The sequence below is a fragment of the Acinetobacter rudis genome (assembly GCF_031157835.1).
In the GTDB taxonomy this organism is placed as follows: domain Bacteria; phylum Pseudomonadota; class Gammaproteobacteria; order Pseudomonadales; family Moraxellaceae; genus Acinetobacter; species Acinetobacter rudis_A.
On record NZ_JAVIDR010000005.1, the window covers coordinates 84470 to 104839 of the forward strand.

At 38.7% G+C, this 20370-nt stretch carries 16 protein-coding genes; 13 read left to right on the forward strand and 3 right to left on the reverse strand.

All coding sequences use genetic code 11. The features are described 5' to 3' along the window. Positions 1 to 99 precede the first annotated feature (99 nt). The 9 genes from ubiE to RFH42_RS07215 all read left to right on the forward strand — a co-directional run bounded on the left by ubiE (position 100) and on the right by RFH42_RS07215 (position 11456). On the forward strand, positions 100 to 1047 hold the full coding sequence (gene ubiE, locus RFH42_RS07175) for a bifunctional demethylmenaquinone methyltransferase/2-methoxy-6-polyprenyl-1,4-benzoquinol methylase UbiE (protein WP_308974917.1): 948 nt from the start codon (positions 100 to 102) through the stop codon (positions 1045 to 1047). An 11-nt stretch (positions 1048 to 1058) separates the two neighbouring features. Then, positions 1059 to 1754: a ubiquinone biosynthesis accessory factor UbiJ gene (locus tag RFH42_RS07180; protein ID WP_308974918.1), complete on the forward strand. Its 696-nt coding sequence runs from the start codon at positions 1059 to 1061 to the stop codon at positions 1752 to 1754. A gap of 12 nt (positions 1755 to 1766) precedes the next feature. After that, positions 1767 to 3386 carry an ABC1 kinase family protein gene (locus tag RFH42_RS07185; protein ID WP_308974919.1) on the forward strand — a complete coding sequence of 540 codons (1620 nt, stop codon included), beginning with the start codon at positions 1767 to 1769 and terminating at the stop codon, positions 3384 to 3386. Positions 3387 to 3736: 350 nt separating this feature from the next. After that, entirely contained in the window at positions 3737 to 4270 is a 534-nt protein-coding gene (locus tag RFH42_RS07190; RefSeq protein ID WP_308974920.1) for a fimbrial protein, read from the forward strand. Positions 4271 to 4350: 80 nt separating this feature from the next. Next, entirely contained in the window at positions 4351 to 5085 is a 735-nt protein-coding gene (locus RFH42_RS07195; protein ID WP_308974921.1) for a fimbrial biogenesis chaperone, read from the forward strand. 70 nt (positions 5086 to 5155) lie between these two features. Then, a complete protein-coding gene (locus RFH42_RS07200) occupies positions 5156 to 7711 on the forward strand; it encodes a fimbria/pilus outer membrane usher protein (protein ID WP_308974922.1) in 2556 nt (851 codons plus the stop codon). Beyond that, a complete protein-coding gene (locus RFH42_RS07205; RefSeq protein ID WP_308974923.1) occupies positions 7708 to 8718 on the forward strand; it encodes a fimbrial protein in 1011 nt (336 codons plus the stop codon). Before RFH42_RS07200 ends, RFH42_RS07205 begins: the two co-directional genes overlap by 4 nt. A 312-nt stretch (positions 8719 to 9030) precedes the next feature. Further along, entirely contained in the window at positions 9031 to 10392 is a 1362-nt protein-coding gene (locus tag RFH42_RS07210) for an aminotransferase class III-fold pyridoxal phosphate-dependent enzyme (RefSeq protein WP_308974924.1), read from the forward strand. A gap of 113 nt (positions 10393 to 10505) precedes the next feature. Next, a complete protein-coding gene (locus RFH42_RS07215; RefSeq protein WP_308974925.1) occupies positions 10506 to 11456 on the forward strand; it encodes a helix-turn-helix domain-containing protein in 951 nt (316 codons plus the stop codon). A 2-nt stretch (positions 11457 to 11458) separates the two neighbouring features. Here the strand turns inward: RFH42_RS07215 and RFH42_RS07220 are convergent, their stop codons facing one another. Together RFH42_RS07220 and RFH42_RS07225 are read right to left on the reverse strand one after the other, a co-directional pair. After that, positions 11459 to 11884 carry a hypothetical protein gene (locus tag RFH42_RS07220; protein ID WP_308974926.1) on the reverse strand — a complete coding sequence of 142 codons (426 nt, stop codon included), beginning with the start codon at positions 11882 to 11884 and terminating at the stop codon, positions 11459 to 11461. A gap of 141 nt (positions 11885 to 12025) precedes the next feature. Then, positions 12026 to 13438, reverse strand: a complete 1413-nt coding sequence (locus RFH42_RS07225) for an FAD-binding oxidoreductase (RefSeq protein WP_308974927.1) — start codon at positions 13436 to 13438, stop codon at positions 12026 to 12028. A gap of 406 nt (positions 13439 to 13844) precedes the next feature. On the opposite strand from RFH42_RS07225, the gene serA reads away from it, so the two are divergent. From serA to RFH42_RS07245, 4 genes are all read left to right on the forward strand, one after another. Next, positions 13845 to 15077, forward strand: a complete 1233-nt coding sequence (serA, locus tag RFH42_RS07230; RefSeq protein ID WP_308974928.1) for a phosphoglycerate dehydrogenase — start codon at positions 13845 to 13847, stop codon at positions 15075 to 15077. Between the two features lie 194 nt (positions 15078 to 15271). After that, positions 15272 to 16189, forward strand: coding sequence for an EamA family transporter (locus RFH42_RS07235; protein ID WP_308974929.1), 918 nt, complete (start codon positions 15272 to 15274; stop codon positions 16187 to 16189). Between the two features lie 70 nt (positions 16190 to 16259). Then, positions 16260 to 17165 carry an EamA family transporter gene (locus tag RFH42_RS07240; RefSeq protein ID WP_308974930.1) on the forward strand — a complete coding sequence of 302 codons (906 nt, stop codon included), beginning with the start codon at positions 16260 to 16262 and terminating at the stop codon, positions 17163 to 17165. 563 nt (positions 17166 to 17728) lie between these two features. Further along, complete coding sequence (locus RFH42_RS07245; protein ID WP_308974931.1) at positions 17729 to 18751, forward strand: hypothetical protein; 1023 nt, start codon at positions 17729 to 17731, stop codon at positions 18749 to 18751. Positions 18752 to 18804: 53 nt separating this feature from the next. Here the strand turns inward: RFH42_RS07245 and RFH42_RS07250 are convergent, their stop codons facing one another. Next, a complete protein-coding gene (locus tag RFH42_RS07250) occupies positions 18805 to 19707 on the reverse strand; it encodes a LysR family transcriptional regulator (RefSeq protein WP_308974932.1) in 903 nt (300 codons plus the stop codon). Positions 19708 to 20370: the final 663 nt, after the last annotated feature.

The window sequence follows — 20370 nt, forward strand, 5'->3', positions numbered from 1 at the left end:
GAACAACGATTGCTAGATCAAAGCTGAAAAACTTGAACAATCTAGCAATATGCAATACCTTGCGAGATATTAATTTTTTTGTGTTGAGGAATGACTCGAATGTCGAATGAAAATCAAAAGCCGCAATCAACGCCTGAAGCAACACAACCCAATGAGACACAAAGTCCTTTTCTCAACCAAACACTTCCTGAAGGTGCAGCTCAAGGTCAACAGCAAAGTTTAGCGCAAACGACAACCAAGCAAAATTCAACAAATCAAAATATTCCACATTACAACTTACCGCGTGGAGCTCAAACGGGTAATGTTGGTGAAACAACTCACTTCGGTTTCGAAACAGTTAATACATCTGACAAAGAACAAAAAGTTGCCCAAGTCTTCCATTCTGTTGCAGCAAAATATGATGTTATGAATGATTTAATGTCATTTGGTATTCATCGTCTTTGGAAACGCTTTGCAATTAATATGTCTGGTGTACGCCGTGGTCAACGTGTACTTGATATCGCAGGCGGTACAGGTGATCTAGCCAAAGTATTTAGTCGTGAAGTTGGCCCTACTGGTCATGTGGTCTTATCAGACATTAATGAATCAATGCTCAATGTTGGTCGTGATCGTTTAATTGATGCTGGCTGTACCAATGTCGACTTTGTTTTAGCTAATGCTGAAACTTTAGAACCGTTTGAAGACAACAGTTTTGACCTCGTGACCATTAGTTTTGGTCTACGTAATGTCACAGATAAAGATGCAGCATTACAAGCCATGCACCGAGTGCTCAAACCAGGTGGCCGTTTACTGATTTTAGAATTTTCAAAACCCGTATTTGAACCTTTCTCAAAACTTTATGATCTTTACTCTTTTACTGCTCTACCGTTGATGGGTAAATTAGTAGCAAATGATTCCGAAAGTTACAAATACTTAGCCGAATCAATTCGCATGCATCCAGACCAACGTACATTAAAAGGGATGATGGAAAATGCTGGCCTACAAAACTGTGACTATCACAATTTAACTGGCGGTATTGTTGCTGTACACCGTGGTTTTAAACTCTAAGGTTTCTAATTATGTGGTCGATTCTAGCACTTGGTGCAATTGAACGAATCATTCATCATACAATTAACTTGGATGCAATTGCTCGTATCCAAGTTAACCAATTACAAGGCCAAATGTTGAGGGTAGTCATTGACTCCCCTCAGCTTTCTATCGATGTTTTTTTCGATGAAAATAAAGTTCGCCTTGAGCCAACGATTACAGGACATGCTCAGCATATTTCAATATTTGAACAACGTCCTTTTGATCAAGCAACACCCATTACTCAAGCGAATGCAACATTACATGTTGATAATGTTGTAAGTTTACTAAAATTGCTTTTAAACACCGATGTTGGAACCATTCCAGTTCAAGGTGATTATCACCTGCTCCAGAAAATTCAGCATATTATGCAAAATGCTGAGCCTGATCTAGCAGCTCAACTTAGTCCTTGGGTTAGCCCGGCTTTGGCACATGAAATTGGAAAACTACAGGCAATCCCAAAACTATTGCAACGTAGTCTCTCAAGTAAATTATTTTTTGCTCAGGATTTCATTAAAGAAGACAGTGGTCTATTTGCTGCACGCTGGCAGCTAGATGATTTACAGCAACAGACTCGCAAACTTAATCAAGAACTAGATCGCTTTGAAGCTAAAGTTGCACAGCTCAAAGTGAAATTAAATTCAAAACTGCAAAAGATCGCAGCCCCAACTTCTCCCAATCAAGACTAGGTAATACGCATTATGATTCCGCACGTTTCACGTTTACTCGAACTTTGGCGTATTGCAGCGCACTATAGACTCGACACGTTGTTTCCTGCGGATGAATTACCTGAAAAAGCCCGGCATGCACTAGCATTAATCCGTCTACATCCTGCGGCATGGTCTAGTAAAGAGCGTAAGAACCCCTTAAAACTCAAACTCGCGCTTGAGGAAATGGGACCTTTAGCCATCAAGATGGGACAACTGCTCTCTACCCGTCGTGATTTAATTGACCCTGAAATTTTAAAGCAATTGGTTTTACTACAAGATCGAGTAAAACCTTTTGACAGTCAGGTTGCTCAAAATAGAATTCAGCAATCTCTCAAGGCAGATATTTCAACTTTATTTGCTCGTTTTGATGTACAACCACTTGCAGCTGCATCTATTGCGCAAGTACATACAGCTGCCCTACATGATGGGCGTGAAGTGGTTGTCAAAGTTACACGCCCTAATATTCGTCAACAAATTTTACAAGATTTTGAAATCCTACAATGGTTAGGTGAGCGCCTTGAAAAACGTTTGGAAGCGGCAAGAGCTCTGCACCTAACTGAAATTATTCAAGATTATCGTCAAATTATTTTAAATGAACTGGATCTTACCTTAGAAGCCGATAATACTCGTCGTATGCGCCACTACTTTACAGGTTCAAGCATGATGTATGTGCCTGAAGTCTATATGGACAGTAAAGATGTCATGGTTGCAGAACGAATTACTGGTGTGCCTATTTCTGAGGTTGAAACTTTTGATCGTTTAGCTATGGATCGTGCTGATTTGGCTGAAAAAGGTTTAACCATCTTCTTTACCCAAGTTTTCCGTGACAACTTCTTCCATGCCGACATGCATCCAGGTAATGTATTTGTTGAAACGATCAATCCATCAAACCCACGCTTCATTGCCCTTGACTGCGCCATCATGGGTGAATTGTCTAAGCATGATCAAATGACTGTAGCACGTATGCTGCTTGCAGTTATGAACAGTAATTTCATGCAACTCATTCAAATTGTGCATCAAGCAGGTTGGATTCCACCAGACACAGATCAAGATGCATTGGCCCGTGAAATGCGCCGTACAGTTGGCCCAATGGTATCAAAACCAATGGATCAACTAGATTTTGCTGGTATTCTGGTGCAGATCATGGATATTGCTCGCCGCTTCCGTTTGGAAATTCCACCTCAACTGATGTTATTACTCAAAACATTAGTTCATGTAGAAGGCTTAGGAACTGATCTTTATCCGCAACTAGACATTTGGAAATTAGCAAAACCGATACTCACTGAATGGATTAAATCTAATGCAAATCCAGTTAAAAATATTAAAGAGATAGGCCAACAGATTCCAGATCTATTGCTGGGTGCCCACGACTTACCGAGTCTAATGATTGATAGTTTGAATGGTTTAAAAAATCAATCTGCATGGCATGAAAAGCAGCTACGTGAACTACAAAATATGCGTTTACAGATGGAATATCAGCAAAAACGTAGCTGGATATTTGGCAGTTTAATTGCAATATTACTGAGTATTGCAATCATTAGCCCATGGTATGTGTCTATTATTCTTATTGTTCTAAGCTCGCTTTTTGCAGTTTGGCGCATGAGTAAATAGCATCTCGAACAGATACAAGATTAAGTTGAAAGCCATGGAGTAAACCCATGGCTTTTTTATTATCAATTATTATTAATAAATTCTATGTTTTCTTTAAATTATCTAACAAAGAATAGCAAGTATTTAATTCACAATCTGTATATACAGGTATGTAAACTTATTTTAAAGTGCCATGTTGACAAAAATAGTGTGATTAAATCATGCTTTATTTAAAAAAATTAATACAAACAATCGTTTAAGATATCAAATACCTATTGCGTAGACATATTATAAAAAAATGTTAATTTCATAACACTTCTTGGTTACCCTCTTAACCAAGAGATGATTAAAATTAACTCAGAGACAACGATATGAAAAAAATTGCATTAATCGCAACAGTAACTTTAGCCGCAATGTCTAACTTATATGCAGCAGACGGAACAATTACAATTAACGGTTTAGTTACTGATAAAACCTGTGACATCGTAACACCAGCAGGTAAAGACTTTACGGTTTCATTACCAACTGTTTCTAAAACTACACTAGGGGCTGCTGGAAATGTAGCAGGTCGTACACCATTCCAAATTAACCTTGCAAACTGCTCAGAAGGTAAAGTTGCAACTTACTTTGAACCAGGTGTGAATGTTGATTTTAATACAGGCCGTCTACTTAACACTGAAGCTGCTGGTGCAAAACACGTAAATGTTCAGCTTTTAGGTAGTAATAACTTGTTTATTCCTGTAGTAGCGAAAGGTGCTTCTGGTGCTCAAGATAACTCACAATGGATTGCGGTTGCTGATGGTGCAGGTGCAGACCTAAACTATTATGCTGAATACTATGCAACTGCTCCTGCAACTGCTGGTTTCGTTAAAACTTCAGTTCAATACAGCATTATTTATCAGTAAGAAACACTTACAGAGTTTTTATGTTCGCATAAAAACTCTGTAATTTTTTGCGCACTTTCCTCACTGATGAGCATGCTGAAATGAAATTTAATCTGAGTAATATATTATTAGCAACCGCACTTAGCACTGCTGTAATGGCTACCTCCTCTCATGCCGAAATTATCCTACACGGTACACGGGTAATTTATCCTTCGGATGCTAGGGAAGTGACCTTACAATTGAGTAATAACGGTACTAAACCATCACTAGTCCAAGCGTGGATTGATGAAGGAGACCCTCAAAGCACTCCAGATCAATCGAAAGTTCCCTTTATGATCAGTCCACCGATTGCACGCGTGGAAGCAGAACGTAGTCAAACACTAAGAATAACTGCACTTCCTCAAGCTGCTCAATTTAACAAAAACCAAGAAACTGTACTCTGGCTCAATGTGGTTGATATTCCACCAAAACCAAGCACAGATGGTGCTGCTGATGCACCTGAAAACTTTTTACAGTTGGCTATTCGTTCACGGATTAAATTTTTCTACCGTCCCGCTTCCATTAAAGAAGATGTCCGTACTGCCCCAGAACAGTTGCAATGGTCAAGGTCGGGCAATATGCTCAACGTAAAAAACCCAACACCTTTTCACGTCACGTTGACAACGATTCGCCAGAAAAAAGGCGATAAGCAAGTAGATTTACTGCCTCAAGGCCTGATGTTGAAACCATTTTCAACTGAAGAAGTCGCATTACAAAGCAATACAGTTGAAGACATGAGCTTTATCAACATCAACGACTATGGTGGTCGGGTTGAATACAAAATTAAGCTGCAATAGCAGATTACCAACAATCTAAAAATTCTAAACATTCATAAAAGACCTATTTCTTTGAATAGGCGGGGTAATTATGTCCACATACAGCTCACCCTCTCGCTTCCTTAGACATCGTATTCGCTATTATTTTGCCAGTAGCATCATAACATTAGCGATTCCATTTAGCCTGCATGCGGAAAATTCAACTTCCCCTGCTCCAGTTACAGAAGCTGATTTTGACTCTAGTTTCTTGATTGGTGATGCACAAAAAGTTGATATTTCTAATTTTAAATATGGAAACCCAGTCTTACCAGGTGAATACAACGTTGATATTTATGTTAACAATACTTGGTTTGGTAAACGTCGGATGATGTTTAAAGCGAGTGAAAATAAAGCAAAAGCTCAAACGTGTTTTACTGAAACAGAACTACTCGAATTTGGGGTGAAAAAACACGTACTTACACAGCAAAGTAATTTATCTCCTACTGGGTGTTATCTCATTGAACAGTGGGTAGATTCTGCTTTTTATGATTTTGATAGCTCCCGTTTACGTATGGATATCTCTATACCTCAAATCGCATTACAAAAAAATGCGCAAGGTTATATCGATCCTAGTGTATGGAATCGTGGTATCAATGCGGGCTTTTTGTCATATAGTGGTAGTGCCTACAAAATATTTAATCGAGCCTCAAATCAAAACAGAGAAACAACGAATGCTTTTGTCAGTCTAAGTACGGGTCTAAACTTAGCAGGTTGGCAACTTCGCCATAATGGTCAGTGGCAATGGCAAGATAAACCCGCAGAAGGCCACTCTAAATCTGACTATCAAGCCAATAGTACTTACTTACAGCGCGCTTTTCCTGATTATCGAGGAATGCTCACGATTGGTGATAGTTTTACTGATGGTGAAGTGTTTGATTCTATTGGTTATCGTGGTGTCGATTTCGCAAGTGATGACCGCATGTTACCGAATAGTATGTTGGGTTATGCACCTCAGATTCGTGGTAATGCAAAAACAAATGCTAAAGTAGAAATTCGTCAACAAGGCCAATTACTGTATCAAACAACAGTTGCTGCGGGTAGTTTTGAAATTAATGACCTCTATCCAACAGGCTTTGGTGGTGAGTTAGATGTCGCGGTCATTGAAGCGAATGGTGAGATACAACGTTTTTCTGTACCTTATTCATCCGTTGTGCAAATGCTCCGTCCTGGGCTCAATCGCTATTCTGCAACAGTTGGCCAATTTCGTGATCGTAATATTGATGACACACCTTGGTTTGGCCAAATCAAATATCAGCACGGTATTAATAACTATTTAACTGGTTATACGGGTTTACAAGTTTCTGAAAATTATTTTGCAGCTTTAGTTGGTAGTGCTGTTGCAACACCAATTGGTTCAATTGCATTTGATATCACCCATTCAAATGCTAACTTTGAAAACCAAGGTTCTAAAGTTGGGCAGAGTTTTAAACTCAGTTATAGCAAACTTATTTCACCAACCAATACCAACCTAACCTTGGCTGCGTACCGCTACTCAACTGAAGATTTTTATCGTTTACGAGATGCACTTTGGGTACGAGATTTAGAAAGTAGAGGTGTTGATACGCACGCGCATGGTAAACAACGCAGTGAGTTTCAAATTACACTTAACCAAGGTTTACCTAAGAATTGGGGTAACTTATATATTGTTGGCTCATGGCTAGACTATTGGAATCGTAACGAGACCACGCAACAATACCAAATTGGTTATGCAAACAACTACCATGGGCTAACCTATGGCTTATCTGCAAACAAACGTGAAGTACAATATGGTTCTGAACGTACCAGTAATGATACTGAATATATGATGAGTTTGTCCTTCCCACTGGACTTCAAAAAACAATCTATCAATGTCAATACAATCACAACTCAGCACAGTCAAAACGTTGGAATCAGCAGTATGGTCAATGATCGCCTCAGTTATGGCGCATCGTTTGCTCATCAAGATTTTTATAATCCATCGCTGAACGTCAATGCTCGATATCGCACCAATTACGCCACGCTCAGTGGTAGCTATAGCATTGCAGATCAATACCAACAAGCAATGTTGAATGCGAGTGGTAATATTATTGCCCACGCAGATGGAGTGTTGTTTGGGGCTGAACAAGGACAAACAATGGTCTTAGTCTATGCACCAGATGCAACCGGTGCCAAAGTGAATAATGTTTCAGGACTCAGTATTAATAAATCAGGTTATGCCGTTATTCCGTACGTAACACCATATCGTCTAAATGATGTCACTTTAGATCCACAAAACATGTCTACTCGTGTAGAGCTCGAAGAAAGTAGTCAACGTATTGCTCCTTTTGCTGGGGCAATTGCCAAAGTCGATTTCAATACTAAAAAGGGTTACGCCATTTATATTAATGCACGTACACCTGAAGGAGGCCATCTACCTTTCGCTGCACAAGTCATGAACCAAGATCAACAAGTGATTGGCATGGTTGCTCAAGGTAGCATGATTTATCTACGTACTCCACTTAGTAAAGACCGTATCACGGTCCTTTGGGGTGAGAATAATTCTATCCAGTGTCATATTAACTATGACATTAGCCAACAACTGCAGAATAAAAAGCAGGATGCAATTGTCACGGAGGCAGTTTGTCAATGAAACAGCTTTTAACTACAACAGCCCTATCAATTTTATGCTTTGGTGCATGGCAAGGAATTAGTGCAACATGTATCCCACAGCGAGGCTTTACATCTGTAGATATCCCAATGAATGTAGGACGTGTTGTTGTGCGTCCAAGTCATGCTGTTGGTGAAGTAATACATAAAGCCAATTTTATTATTACACCCAATGGTTCTACTGCAGTCTGTGATGCTTATGGTGGAACCATCAATGCCGTTTTAAGTAAAAATCCAAAACTCAGTGCTGTAGGCAATTCTGTGTATGATACCAATATTCCAGGTATTGGTATTCGACTTTATCGTGAAGCCTTAGACGCCTCTTACTTTTCAGGCTATTACCCATATGTTCGAAATACAGAGCCTTTTACAACTTATAATCTAGCAGATGGTTATTTTGTTGTAGAAATTATTAAAACAGCGACAACAACGGGTTCTGGATCTTTTACCCCAGGTCGTTATAGTAGTTATGGTTATCCCAATACTACTGAACCAGCACTCACTTCAACGGTATATGGTAATGCAATCACAATTGCATCTTCTTCTTGTGAAATTCAAGGTAACACAAACCGCTTTATTACACTTGCACCTGTAAGCAAGTCTGATTTCAAAGGCATTGGTTCAACTCAAGGAGAACAAGCATTTAATATGACTATTTTATGTAATGGTGGAGCAAACCCTACTGATTACATGGAAAAAAATATTATTAGTTTAAGCTATGATTTTACCCCTGAAGCAAATACACAAAATGCAATTAAAAACATTGCTGCAAATGGTTCAAAAGCACAAGGTGTATCCACTCAATTGGTATGGGATGGCCCAAATAAACAAGTCATCAACAATAAAGATAAGTTCCATCTGGGCACAGTAAACTCGAATCAAACCATTGAATATCAAATTCCGATGACTGCACGTTACTATCAAAGTGGTGCAACTGTAACACCAGGTAAAGTCACAGGACTTGCCACCATGACTATTCAGTATGACTAGAGCTTAAAGCCTCTCTCATTTCCAACTCATCGAATTGGAAATGTCTTACAATCATAGCCTGCTTGAGATAGATCTATTTTAAGCAGGCTAAATGATTACCACCTTAATAATTTCTCATAAATTATATAAAAATCAAACAAATACTCAATCACAATCATTAAACTTATATTCAGTTTACTACACATTAAAAAATAATCTGTCGTTTTGCATAATATCGATAACCCTGAGGTTTTTTTATTTTCTATGCTCTAAGCAATCGCAATAATTTTATTTCATGCGATGAATCAAAAAATATAGATCAGGAAAGACATTATGAATCAGTTTGTTGAAAACAAAACACAGAGCACTTATCAATTTTGGCATGCACTATCACACCCAAATGAATGGCGCAGCCAACAACCGTTCCGCGTTGTCAAAGGTGATGGTCTTTATGTTTGGGATGACAAAGGCCATAAAATGCTAGATGGATTCGCGGGGCTCTGGTGTGTCAATGTTGGGCATAATCGTACTGAGGTTAAAGATGCCATAAAAAAACAAATGGACGAAATCTCTTATTATCAGTTATTTGCTGGAGTAAGCCACCCACTTGCAGAACAACTTTCTAACAAGTTAATCGCAATGACAGCCCAAGAGGACATGGCCAATGTCGTTTATGGCAGTGGTGGATCAGATGCAGTTGAAACAGCAATTAAAATTGCACGTCAATACTGGGTACTCAAAGGCCAACCACAACGAACTCGCATTATTTCTCTTAAAAATGCCTATCATGGCGTAAATATTGGAGGAACTTCCTTAAATGGAATGCCTGTTTTTAAAATGAACTATGGTCCTCTTCTTGAACAATGTATCCAAATTGAATCCCCTTGGTTATATCGAAACCCATGGAATTGTGATGATCCTGATCAGCTTGCCCACTTGGTCATTGATGAATTAGAGCGAACCATTCAATATCACGGCGCAGAAAGTATCGCAGCCTTTATTGCAGAACCTATTCAGGGTGCAGGTGGCATTATTGTTCCACCAGATGCATTTTGGCCTTTGTTGCGCCAATTATGCGATAAACATAACATCCTCCTTATCTCTGATGAAGTCATTACGGGTTTTGGACGTTCAGGCAGTATGTTTGGCTCACGTGGTTGGGGCGTAAAACCCGATATGATGACTCTAGCCAAGGGCCTCAGCTCAGGGTACGTCCCACTTTCTGCCACCATATTTAATCATCGTATTGCACAAGCATTTTATGACAATAATGATCATAAAGGCCTATTCATGCATGGCTATACCTATGGTGGACATCCGTTAGGCTGCGCCGCTGCCCTAGCCGTACTTGATATTGTAGAAAAAGAAAATCTTCCAGAAAATGCAGCACAAATGGGCCGCTATTTATTAAGCGAACTACAAAAAATTCAGCAGCAATACTCACTTATTGGTGAAGTACGAGGCAAAGGTTTAATGTTGGCCTTAGATCTTGTTAAAGATCAAAAAACCAGAGAACCAATTGATGCTCAAAGTGATATCGCAAGTCGTTTAACTGAAGCCTGTCGTGATGCAGGTGCAGTAATTCGTCCAATTGGTACAAAACTTTGTTTAGCGCCACCCCTCACTATTGATCAAGCAGGTTGTGATGTATTAATTAATGCACTCAAATCTGCATTTAAACAAGTTTCGCTGTAAACCTTATCTATTGCTGAACTCATAGCAATCTATGTATGAGTTCAGTACATTAGAGTCTATTGATATTTTAAGTGAATTTAGGATGAGTTTACTGTATTTAGATGGAGCTAGTGATGATGACACAATACCAAGCAACCGACTTAGGTTATCAATCCTATCGTGATATTAACAACCTTTCGCAGCATACTGCTTTAATCAATGAATGGGACTTTTTATATCATCAAGTCTCAGCAGGAAAGTTTACAAGTCAACTCAACAGCTTTTGGCTCGATAATATTGGTATTTATGAGGAGCATCTTTCACCATGTATCTTTCAACAAGGTAAAGCGAAAGATGATGTTATTTGTATTGGTTTATTCAGGCAAATTCAACAACCTGTATTATGGATGGGCAAGGCCATCGATCAGCATGATGTAATGTGTATTTATCCAGATCAGGAAGTTGTAATTAAAACACCTGAAAATTCATTATTTTATGCCTTACATTTTCCACTCGATCTACTTCATGAGTTTGATTTAGCATTATTAGAAAATACAAAAAATATTATTAAAAACAAAAGATTGAATATGCAACTCTATTTAAAGATGTCAGAAATGATTACATTTATTCAGCATCACCCTCATAGCCAACTGAGTTCATTGCAATGTGAATATCTTAAATCTGATTTAGTGGACTTAGCTTATCGTTTCTTTCATACAGAACACGACCGCCCTTTTCATGACGTAATAACTAAAAGCAAAGCTTATGAGGTCGTTAAATATCTCATTGATTATTTGATTCAAAATAAAGACCAACCGATCTCACTAGCAAAATGTTGTGAGCTCACACAAACTTCGAAACGTACCTTACAGAATTATTTTGAAATTGTTACAGGACAAAGCCCTTCGTTATTTTTAAAGAATTGGCGCCTCAATGGTGTACGTCGAATGCTCCAACAAGCGAAAAATAAAGTCACCATTGGTGATGCCGCAAGTGATTGGGGTTTTTGGCATCTTTCGCAATTCTCAACCGATTACAAACGCCTTTTTAACGAGAGCCCATCCAAAACTTTAATTATGAAATAAGGTTAGGAACAAAGTTCTAATTGAAACTTAGTGCTATTTTTTCCTCGTTGACATTGATAACTACTTTGTACCTGTTTGAGTTGCCAATGCCCTGTATCTTGCAGTTTAAACTGATATACCGTGCGGATTGCTTGTACTGAATCATCTAAAAGTCCAGTACGCAGTACAGTGACTTGAGCAGCAGTAGGTGACTCTGCTTGATTAAAAACTTGTTGAATTGAAACCTGATTCAGCTCATTGACCAGTTCTGGTTGCAAGCTAAAGAGCTGTTGTAATGGGGTTTGTACCTTGACTTGTACCTGCTGAGTTACTGTTTTTGATTCTACTTTATGTTCAGTTTTATTCACTGATTTATAAAAAGATGGAAAGCTATTACAGCCAGTCAAACCCAATGTTGTCACGAATGCTGCAGCAACAATCAAACGCATATTGATATCTCTATCTATAAATCTTGTCTCCACAATCTAAGCCATATGAATAGACCATGCAATATTTCTTACATTTCCATTAAAAAAACCGCAAGAACACCAAGGTCCCTGCGGTCTCTCATTTAAACAGTCAATTTATAACTATTTTAAATCAAAGAGTTTTCCTGGGTTCATCACACCATTAGGATCAAAAACTTGTTTTAGTGCACGCATGTATTCAATTTCTTCTGCACTACGTGTGTAATCCAAATATGGTTTTTTCGTCATACCAACGCCATGTTCTGCTGAAATCGAGCCATCATATTTTTTTACTGTATCAAAAACGTGTTTATTTACGATTTGACATTTTGCAAAGAAATCATCTTTGCTCAAATCAGCAGGCTTTAAGATATTCAGGTGTAAATTACCATCGCCAATATGACCAAACCAACAAATTTCAAAATCAGGATAATTCTCAGAAACAATCTTGTCGATTTCCTCAATAAATGCAGGAACATGTGTAATCAAAACTGAGATATCGTTTTTATATGGAATAAACGGTGCTATTGATTCTGAAATATCTTCACGCAAGCGCCATAAATTCTGTGCTTGCTCAAGGCTCTGGCTCATCACCCCATCCAGCACCCATCCTTGCTCCATACAATGCTCAAAAATTTCCATTGCCGCATCCATGATTGGCTCATAAGGTGCTTCAAACTCAAGCAGTACATAGAACGGGCATTCTGTCGCAAATGGACGTTGCACATGGCCATTATCAAGTACTTTTTGCATAGCAAGTTCACCAAAGAACTCAAATGCAGTAAGGTCAATTTTGTTTTGAAAAGCATGTAGTACTGGCATTACAGCTGCAAAATCAGGTACACCCAATACTAAAACTTGTAAGTCGTGCGGTTGGCGCTCAAGCTTAATCTCAGCCTCGGTAACAATACCCAAAGTTCCTTCTGCACCAATAAACAAATGCTGCATGGCATAGCCTGTTGCATTTTTAATCATGCCTTTGTTCAAGCGTATGATATCGCCTTTACCTGTCACAACAGTAAGACCCAAAATCCAATTACGTGTCATGCCATATTTAATGACTTTAATACCACCTGCATTGGTACCAATATTGCCACCAATTTGTGAGGAACCAGCAGAGGCAAAATCAACAGGGTAATACATCCCTTGCTGCTCGGCATAATCTTGCAACTGCTCAGTCACAACACCAGCTTGAACACGCACCATGCGATCAGCAGGGAAAAACTGTAGGATTTGGTTCATCTTGTCCAAACTCACTACAATTTCACCATTACTCGCTACAGCACCTGCCGATAAACCAGTACGGCCACCACTTGGTGTAATTGCCACATTGAACTGATTTGCCAATTGGACAATAGCTTGAACCTGTTCAGTACTTGATGGAAACACAATAACCGACGGATTTGGATCAAAGTGTTTGGTATGATCTCGTCCCCAATTTTCGAGACTATCGCTATCCGTTTTAATTCGGTTTTCACCAACAATGGCGGTCAATTGGGTCAGTAATTCGGGGTTTAAAGCGACTGGAGCATTCATTGTCAGCAGACCTAGCAAAGTAAGACACAGAGATAAAATTTAAGCAAAATCATGAGCAGTAGCGAGTCGGGTTTTGTCTAAAATACAAACAAAAACATGCAGTTTGACTCGGCAGTGCAAATACTGCCAAATTAGGCTCTTTAGTATAAGGTATTTTTAAGCGATCGGCTTGTTTGAATTGCCTAGGCTCATCCTAATCCTAATTAAAAACCGCCATATAAGCCTCAAGCCAAGGTTTAAACTGCTGATATTCCACCCTTGTGCTCGCTCAAAGTGATTAAAACTAACCCTATAAACTAAATATGTTTAAAAAATATCAGCATACAACGATTGAAAGCAAATGCTTAACCTCACTTTGGTGTGCTAATATACTGCCACTAAATTTGGCCTTTGTAGCGGAGCCGTAATGAGTCAACATCTTTCACTACCTAAAGATAAAATTCGTTTTCTATTGCTTGAAGGTGTGCATCAAAATGCAATCGACACCTTAAATGCAGCAGGTTATACCAACATTGATTATCGCAAAACAGCACTTGAGGGCGATGCACTTAAAGAAGCTATTGCTGATGCGCACTTTGTTGGGATCCGTTCCCGCACGCAATTGACTGAAGAAGTATTTGAAGCTGCCAATAAACTCATCGCTGTGGGTTGTTTCTGTATCGGAACAAACCAAGTGAATTTAACAGCAGCAATGGAACGTGGAATTCCAGTATTCAACGCACCATACTCAAATACACGTTCAGTTGCTGAACTTGTACTTGCTGAAACAATTTTATTGTTACGTGGTGTGCCTGAAAAATCTGCATCTTGTCACCGTGGTGGTTGGAACAAGTCTGCAGCAGGTTCATTTGAAACTCGTGGAAAAACGCTCGGTATCGTAGGTTACGGCTCTATTGGTTCTCAACTTTCTGTGTTAGCAGAAAGTCTTGGTATGCACGTTATTTATTATGATGCCGTGACTAAATTACCAATGGGTAATGCACGTCAAGTTGGTAGTCTTAATGAATTACTTGCCAATGCTGACGTTGTGACTTTACATGTGCCAGATGTACCATCTACACGTAATTTCTTTGGCAAAGCTCAATTTGAACAAATGAAAGCAGGTTCAATTTTCCTTAACGCAGCACGCGGTACTTGTGTCGTTATTGAAGATCTTGCTGATGCAATTAAGTCTGGTCATATTGCTGGTGCAGCAGTTGACGTGTTCCCTAAAGAACCAAAAGCAAATGGTGAAGAATTTATCTCTCCGCTTCGTGGCCTAGATAACGTGATTTTGACACCACACGTTGGTGGTTCAACTATGGAAGCTCAAGCCAATATTGGTCTTGAAGTTGCTGAAAAATTCGTTGCTTATTCTGATAAAGGTATGACGTTGTCTGCGGTTAACTTCCCAGAAATTGCTTTACCATTAACAGAAGGCAAACATCGTTTACTGCATATTCATAAAAACGTTCCAGGTGTGTTGTCAAAAATTAACAACCTATTTGCAGAACATGGCATCAATATCTCTGGTCAATCTTTAATGACTAAAGGTGATGTGGGTTATTTAGTTATGGATGTAGATGCAACTGCATCTAAAGAGGCTTTAGATACTTTACACGAAGTTGAAGGAACAATCCGCGTTCGTGTTTTATTCTAAACATCTCTATCCCTTGAAAATATTGAGCTAGAGCTAATTTAGCAATACATTTTCACGCTAAAAACCACACTTGCATTTTGATATCGTGTTATTTTTATCAAATGCAAGCTGTGGTTTTTTTTGGCTCTAACATTAGAGCATGATCAGATCTCCAAAGTGATCTCAAGCCACAAGCCTATCGACTTGGTGAGACTATGTCCGTCCTTAAAAATACTCCACAGTTGCGAGCAATCGGCTTGCTACTTTTAGCGATCATCTCACTACAAAGTAGTGGTTCATTAGCTAAAATCTTGTTTAATGAGTTCCCTGTACTCACTGTTGCAGCTATGCGCATTCTACTCAGCGCAATCATTCTTACTGTCATATTCCGAGCATGGAAAATTGATTTTAGTAAAGTACGCTGGAAGTCAGTAGTCAGTTATGGCTGTGCTTTAGCAGGCATGAACATTTTATTTTATTCTTCTATTAGTCGCTTACCTTTAGGCATCGCTGTCTCTTTTGAGTTTATTGGCCCATTAGGCGTCGCGCTCTATTATGCAAAACAACGTTTTGATTTTGTTTGGGTAGGCATGGCTATTTTAGGTATTGTTTTATTATTTCCCTTTGAAAAAACGGCACAAGACCTAGATTTGATCGGTATTGCGCTCGCGCTTGCAGCAGGCGCTTGTTGGGCACTCTATATCGTTGCAGGGCAAAAACCTTCAGGTGTTTCTGGAAATCACACTGTCTGTTTAGGCATGTGTATTGGTATGCTAGTCATGCTGCCCTTTTTACTCTTCTCGCCAGCACTAGCACAAGTGGCTGAGTTTCCTGCACTATTTTATTTTATTGCCCTTGCTGTATTAGCCAGCGCACTGCCATTTAGCCTAGAAATGGTTGCTCTACGTAATCTTAGCCCACTTAGTTTTGGTACACTCACCAGTCTAGAACCAGCGATTGCTGCTTTATCTGGTTTTATCTTCTTAGGTGAGTATTTACTTTGGACACAGTGGCTCGCATTGCTCACGATTGTCATGGCATCTATGGGTTGTACTTACACCACCCAACGTGCGCGACAACAACGTGAACAACAAGAACTATTGGCAAAAGCTGCATCTACTGAATCTAAATAACCTCAAGTAATGATCTATACTGATGTATAGATCAAACCATAGCCTCCACCCTCATATATGAATTTTGTCCATGCCTAATACTCAGCTCACTGCCATTTGTTTTATGATTTTATCAATGCTGGCTTATCAAGTTAGTGCCTCGTATGCAAAACAGCTAATTGCAGTATTAGACCCACTAACTGTCGTCACTTTACGTTTATGTTTTGCTTCGATCATGATTTTTGTCATGTTTCGATCTTGGCGTATTATCAAACGCTTAGGTGATCTACACTGGCGAGATTTACTCTTATACTCTGGTGCTGTTGCGCTGATGAATGTGCTCTTCTACGCTTCTTTAGGTAAACTTCCTCAAGGTATTGCTGTGGGCTTAGAGTTTATGGGACCACTGACTTTAGCACTGATCTCTATTAAACAACGCATGGACCTCCTTTGGGTATGCCTTGCTATTGCAGGTATCGGTTTAATGGTTCCTTGGCAAGATGCAGCTCAAGCGCATTTTTCTTATCTTGGTGCAGCTTATGCTTTGGGAGCAGGCGTATGTTGGGCCATTTATATTTACTTTGGTCAACGTGTTGCACACCAAAATATTGGTATGCATGCTTTAAGTATCGCCATTTGTATCTCTGCACTTTGCTTACTTCCATTTAGTCTAGCCCATAATGCCGAAGCTGTATTAGATACGCAGTACTGGGGACAAGCCCTGTTGATTGCATTATTAGCAACAGCTATCCCCTATACACTTGATCTTATGGCACTCAAACGTCTGAACAAGCTTAGTTATGGCACTTTATCTAGCCTTTCTCCTGCACTCGCTGCTTTAGCAGGATTTGTGCTACTTAATGAACGTATTAGCTCATTACAAATTATTGCTCTAAGCTGCATTATTATTGCTTCGATTGGTGTAACCATCGGTTCGGCACGTCAAAAAACTGAACAAAAAATTTTAACACCCAAAAACCAACAGAATAAAGATTAATCTATTTTGTATATTTAATAGCAATGTGGACAACACTAAAGTTATCCACAATTTGTTCTAAACAACTATTTATTCTTCATGAATGAAGTCAATCACCTGCTCAATGAATTACAGCCCAATCATAATTCACCACAGCTACAAGCAAACAAAATATCTCTGAATGCATGATCGTAATCATATTACACCTCGTAATTTAGCAATTACCTAGACATCATCAGATATTTTTGCGACCTAAATAACAAGAAAAAATAAATATAATTTATTGATTTATATAAACATATTATTCATCACTTTTTACATTTCTTATAAGTTGTAATACTGAAGCAACTGCTATTTTCACCTTAAGAATCAGAACAGACTCCTTGGCTGCCTTATGCATCAGGCAAAAAAATTTAAAGCTTATTTTATTATAAATACACCTCAACTTCGCGATGTATCCCAACCATACACGCCTCTCACCTTCCAACATCCTTATAAACATGCCCCTCCAGTTGTATATCTATCATGCCCTCTCACATTGATCTCCTAATAAGCTATTCAAATCTATAAATATAGGTAGCACTATGAATTTTAAAATTATACTCCTCACACTCTGTTTCACTGGGCTAAATTGCTCTTATGCTCTCGCTCACTCTCGTGCAGACTTACATGCGCCAGCTGGGGTAATGTACGAACATATGCATAAAAAAGGTGAACTGATGTTGGGCTATAATATTCAAAGCCAACAACAAGGTGGTCGTTACTATAGCGGCTCCCATCTAGCAGCAAGCAATGAAATGCAGAACTACAGCATGCTCACCCACAAACACCAAATGTATATGCATATGTTGCACTTCATGTATGCGCCTACAGATAACCTCACGCTAACCCTCATGCCGATGTACATGAGTATGAATATGTCTATGCAAACCAATCCGCAGCAAACAGACTCTGTGAATGACAATGAACATATGGCTCATGGCTCCTCTGCATCTCATGGTGTATCTGGCTGGGGAGACACCATTCTCAGCGCATCCTATCGTGCCTTTGAAGATGACAGACATCAGTTGATCACAACGCTAGGTTTATCAACACCAACTGGAAACTATAAAAAATATGGTCCCGATGGCAATCCAGTTCACTATGGTATGCAAATAGGTGCAGGTGTATGGCAAGCGATTCCAAGTATCAGTTACACCTATAGTGTAGACAACCTAAAAATAGGCCTACAACTTCTCACTCGACAGCCCATTTTTAACCGTTTAAATCGATTGGGATATTATGCTGGTGATCAACGAAGTGCGACTGCATGGTTAAGCTATTTATGGAATCCATCACTAAGTACCTCAGTACGAATTCAATATAACAATACAGATACTATTCAAGGACACTATAAGTCTTCTCACAATCATGGTTCTCCTGCAGATATTCAAACGAACTATGGTGGTGAGCAGACCTTTGCAGGCTTAGGTATAAATACCCTTCTTCCTACTGCAGGCGGGCTTCGTGTAGGTGCCGAATACATGATTCCACTTCATGAAAATCTAAATGGTGTTCAACAAAGAACGGGGCATATTCTAAATATGTCTATCAGTAAATCATTTTAATCAAGCCCCCTTACTCTACTTGGGCTAGAGTAAGGGATTGTTTATGGCTTAATTTAAAAGTTATCAAGTTTATAAAAATTCTGAATCGACTCAGCGCACTGCTCTACGACCAAGTCATGATCTTTTTTCCATACAAGTTTAACTTCTGACAAACTATTATGATCAATTATTCTGAGCAATTTAACATTTTTAGGGAGTACCGTTGAAAATTCTTCAGGCACAATACACACACCAAAACCCTGTGCGACCAGGTCTAATTGAGATAGTTTTCTAGAAGATATTCGTGCTTTTTTCTGGGAAAATCCATGACTTAGGCAAAGATTAGAGACTAAATAACTTAAGCCTCCACGTTCAGCATGCGGAGTAGATACAAAGTTTGACGCTTTTAAATCACTTAGACTCACACTGCTTTTTCCATCAAATTGCGGATCTAAAGATGACACCGCCACATATAAAGGCTCGGTATATAAATCAACGACATTTACTTCATCCAAGGCATGGTAAACAGGGGGGCGAATAAAGCCAAGATCCATATCACCTCTCAGTATTGCCTCAATCTGAAGCTCAGAAGACAGTGTATTTAGCTCAATATTAATATCGTAGCTTTGACATAACTGATCGAAAATTTGTAGTTTTCTTTGATCTAAAATAATACTACTTGAGTGGCTAATGTTAAGTGTCCTGTTTTCACCTCGACTCATTCCTTTTGCCAATTCAATTGAATGCTTAAAATTTTCCAAATTCCTTTTTATATTCTTATAAAGAAAAGAGCCTGCTGCAGTTAATTTAATTCTCTTTTCTGAGCGATCAAAAATAGTAAAACCCAATTCATCCTCTAAGTTTTTAATTTGCCGACTCAAAGCCGATTGGGCAATAAATAATTTTTCAGAAGCTGAGATAAAACTCCCTTCCTCAACGATCGTAATCAAATAAGTGCATTGTTTGAATGTTAACATATCTCATAATTAGATAGATGGCGACTATTTCCATATTAGATTAGATCATTAAATTCTTATATCTTTTTCATAAAGTATTTCTTAGCTGAGATAGATATGGCACTTAAAAGTAAAATCATCGCTTTCATTATTGTTGTAGGCATCTGTCTGCTGGCTCAGTCTTTTGATACTTATACTGGCACCCATAGCAGTACAGAGCCGCCTTCTATAGATCTTCTTACTGATTAACTATAATGGCATGACATGATTTCATTCTAGTCATGCCCAATTCTTCCTTCTAAATATCAAATACCTCGTCAGCATTAAAAACTTCTGCTATATTTTTTTTATCTCTATGAAACGAATATAAAATGCAACAACAATATCGTCAGCTATTAAAATTCAGAACGCTTTTTATTATAAGTGCAGGTTTTGGATGGCCTCTTTTTTATGGGGTATTTTCCAAATTATGACGTTCTTTGAAATTAGAACTTCTATCATTGTTCTCACATGTCTTATATCAGCATTATTAAGTATGCTCTTTGGTCAACTTTTCTTTCTAGCTAAAGATATTTGTCCTTGGTGTAAACAAAATTTCTTTAGCACAGGGATGGGTATGGATAGTAATCTGCTATTTCGAAAACATTGTGTCCACTGTAAAATGCCAAAAAATGAAACTTGAAA

Coding starts and splice junctions, on each gene's coding strand:
- RFH42_RS07210 (WP_308974924.1), top strand. CDS start 9,031: ATGAATCAGTTTGTTGAAAACAAAACACAGAGCACTTATCAATTTTGG.
- RFH42_RS07205 (WP_308974923.1), top strand. CDS start 7,708: ATGAAACAGCTTTTAACTACAACAGCCCTATCAATTTTATGCTTTGGT.
- RFH42_RS07250 (WP_308974932.1), bottom strand. CDS start 19,707: ATGTTAACATTCAAACAATGCACTTATTTGATTACGATCGTTGAGGAA.
- RFH42_RS07180 (WP_308974918.1), top strand. CDS start 1,059: ATGTGGTCGATTCTAGCACTTGGTGCAATTGAACGAATCATTCATCAT.
- RFH42_RS07225 (WP_308974927.1), bottom strand. CDS start 13,438: ATGAATGCTCCAGTCGCTTTAAACCCCGAATTACTGACCCAATTGACC.
- RFH42_RS07240 (WP_308974930.1), top strand. CDS start 16,260: ATGCCTAATACTCAGCTCACTGCCATTTGTTTTATGATTTTATCAATG.
- RFH42_RS07220 (WP_308974926.1), bottom strand. CDS start 11,884: ATGCGTTTGATTGTTGCTGCAGCATTCGTGACAACATTGGGTTTGACT.
- RFH42_RS07215 (WP_308974925.1), top strand. CDS start 10,506: ATGATGACACAATACCAAGCAACCGACTTAGGTTATCAATCCTATCGT.
- RFH42_RS07190 (WP_308974920.1), top strand. CDS start 3,737: ATGAAAAAAATTGCATTAATCGCAACAGTAACTTTAGCCGCAATGTCT.
- RFH42_RS07200 (WP_308974922.1), top strand. CDS start 5,156: ATGTCCACATACAGCTCACCCTCTCGCTTCCTTAGACATCGTATTCGC.
- RFH42_RS07245 (WP_308974931.1), top strand. CDS start 17,729: ATGAATTTTAAAATTATACTCCTCACACTCTGTTTCACTGGGCTAAAT.
- RFH42_RS07235 (WP_308974929.1), top strand. CDS start 15,272: ATGTCCGTCCTTAAAAATACTCCACAGTTGCGAGCAATCGGCTTGCTA.
- serA (WP_308974928.1), top strand. CDS start 13,845: ATGAGTCAACATCTTTCACTACCTAAAGATAAAATTCGTTTTCTATTG.
- ubiE (WP_308974917.1), top strand. CDS start 100: ATGTCGAATGAAAATCAAAAGCCGCAATCAACGCCTGAAGCAACACAA.
- RFH42_RS07185 (WP_308974919.1), top strand. CDS start 1,767: ATGATTCCGCACGTTTCACGTTTACTCGAACTTTGGCGTATTGCAGCG.
- RFH42_RS07195 (WP_308974921.1), top strand. CDS start 4,351: ATGAAATTTAATCTGAGTAATATATTATTAGCAACCGCACTTAGCACT.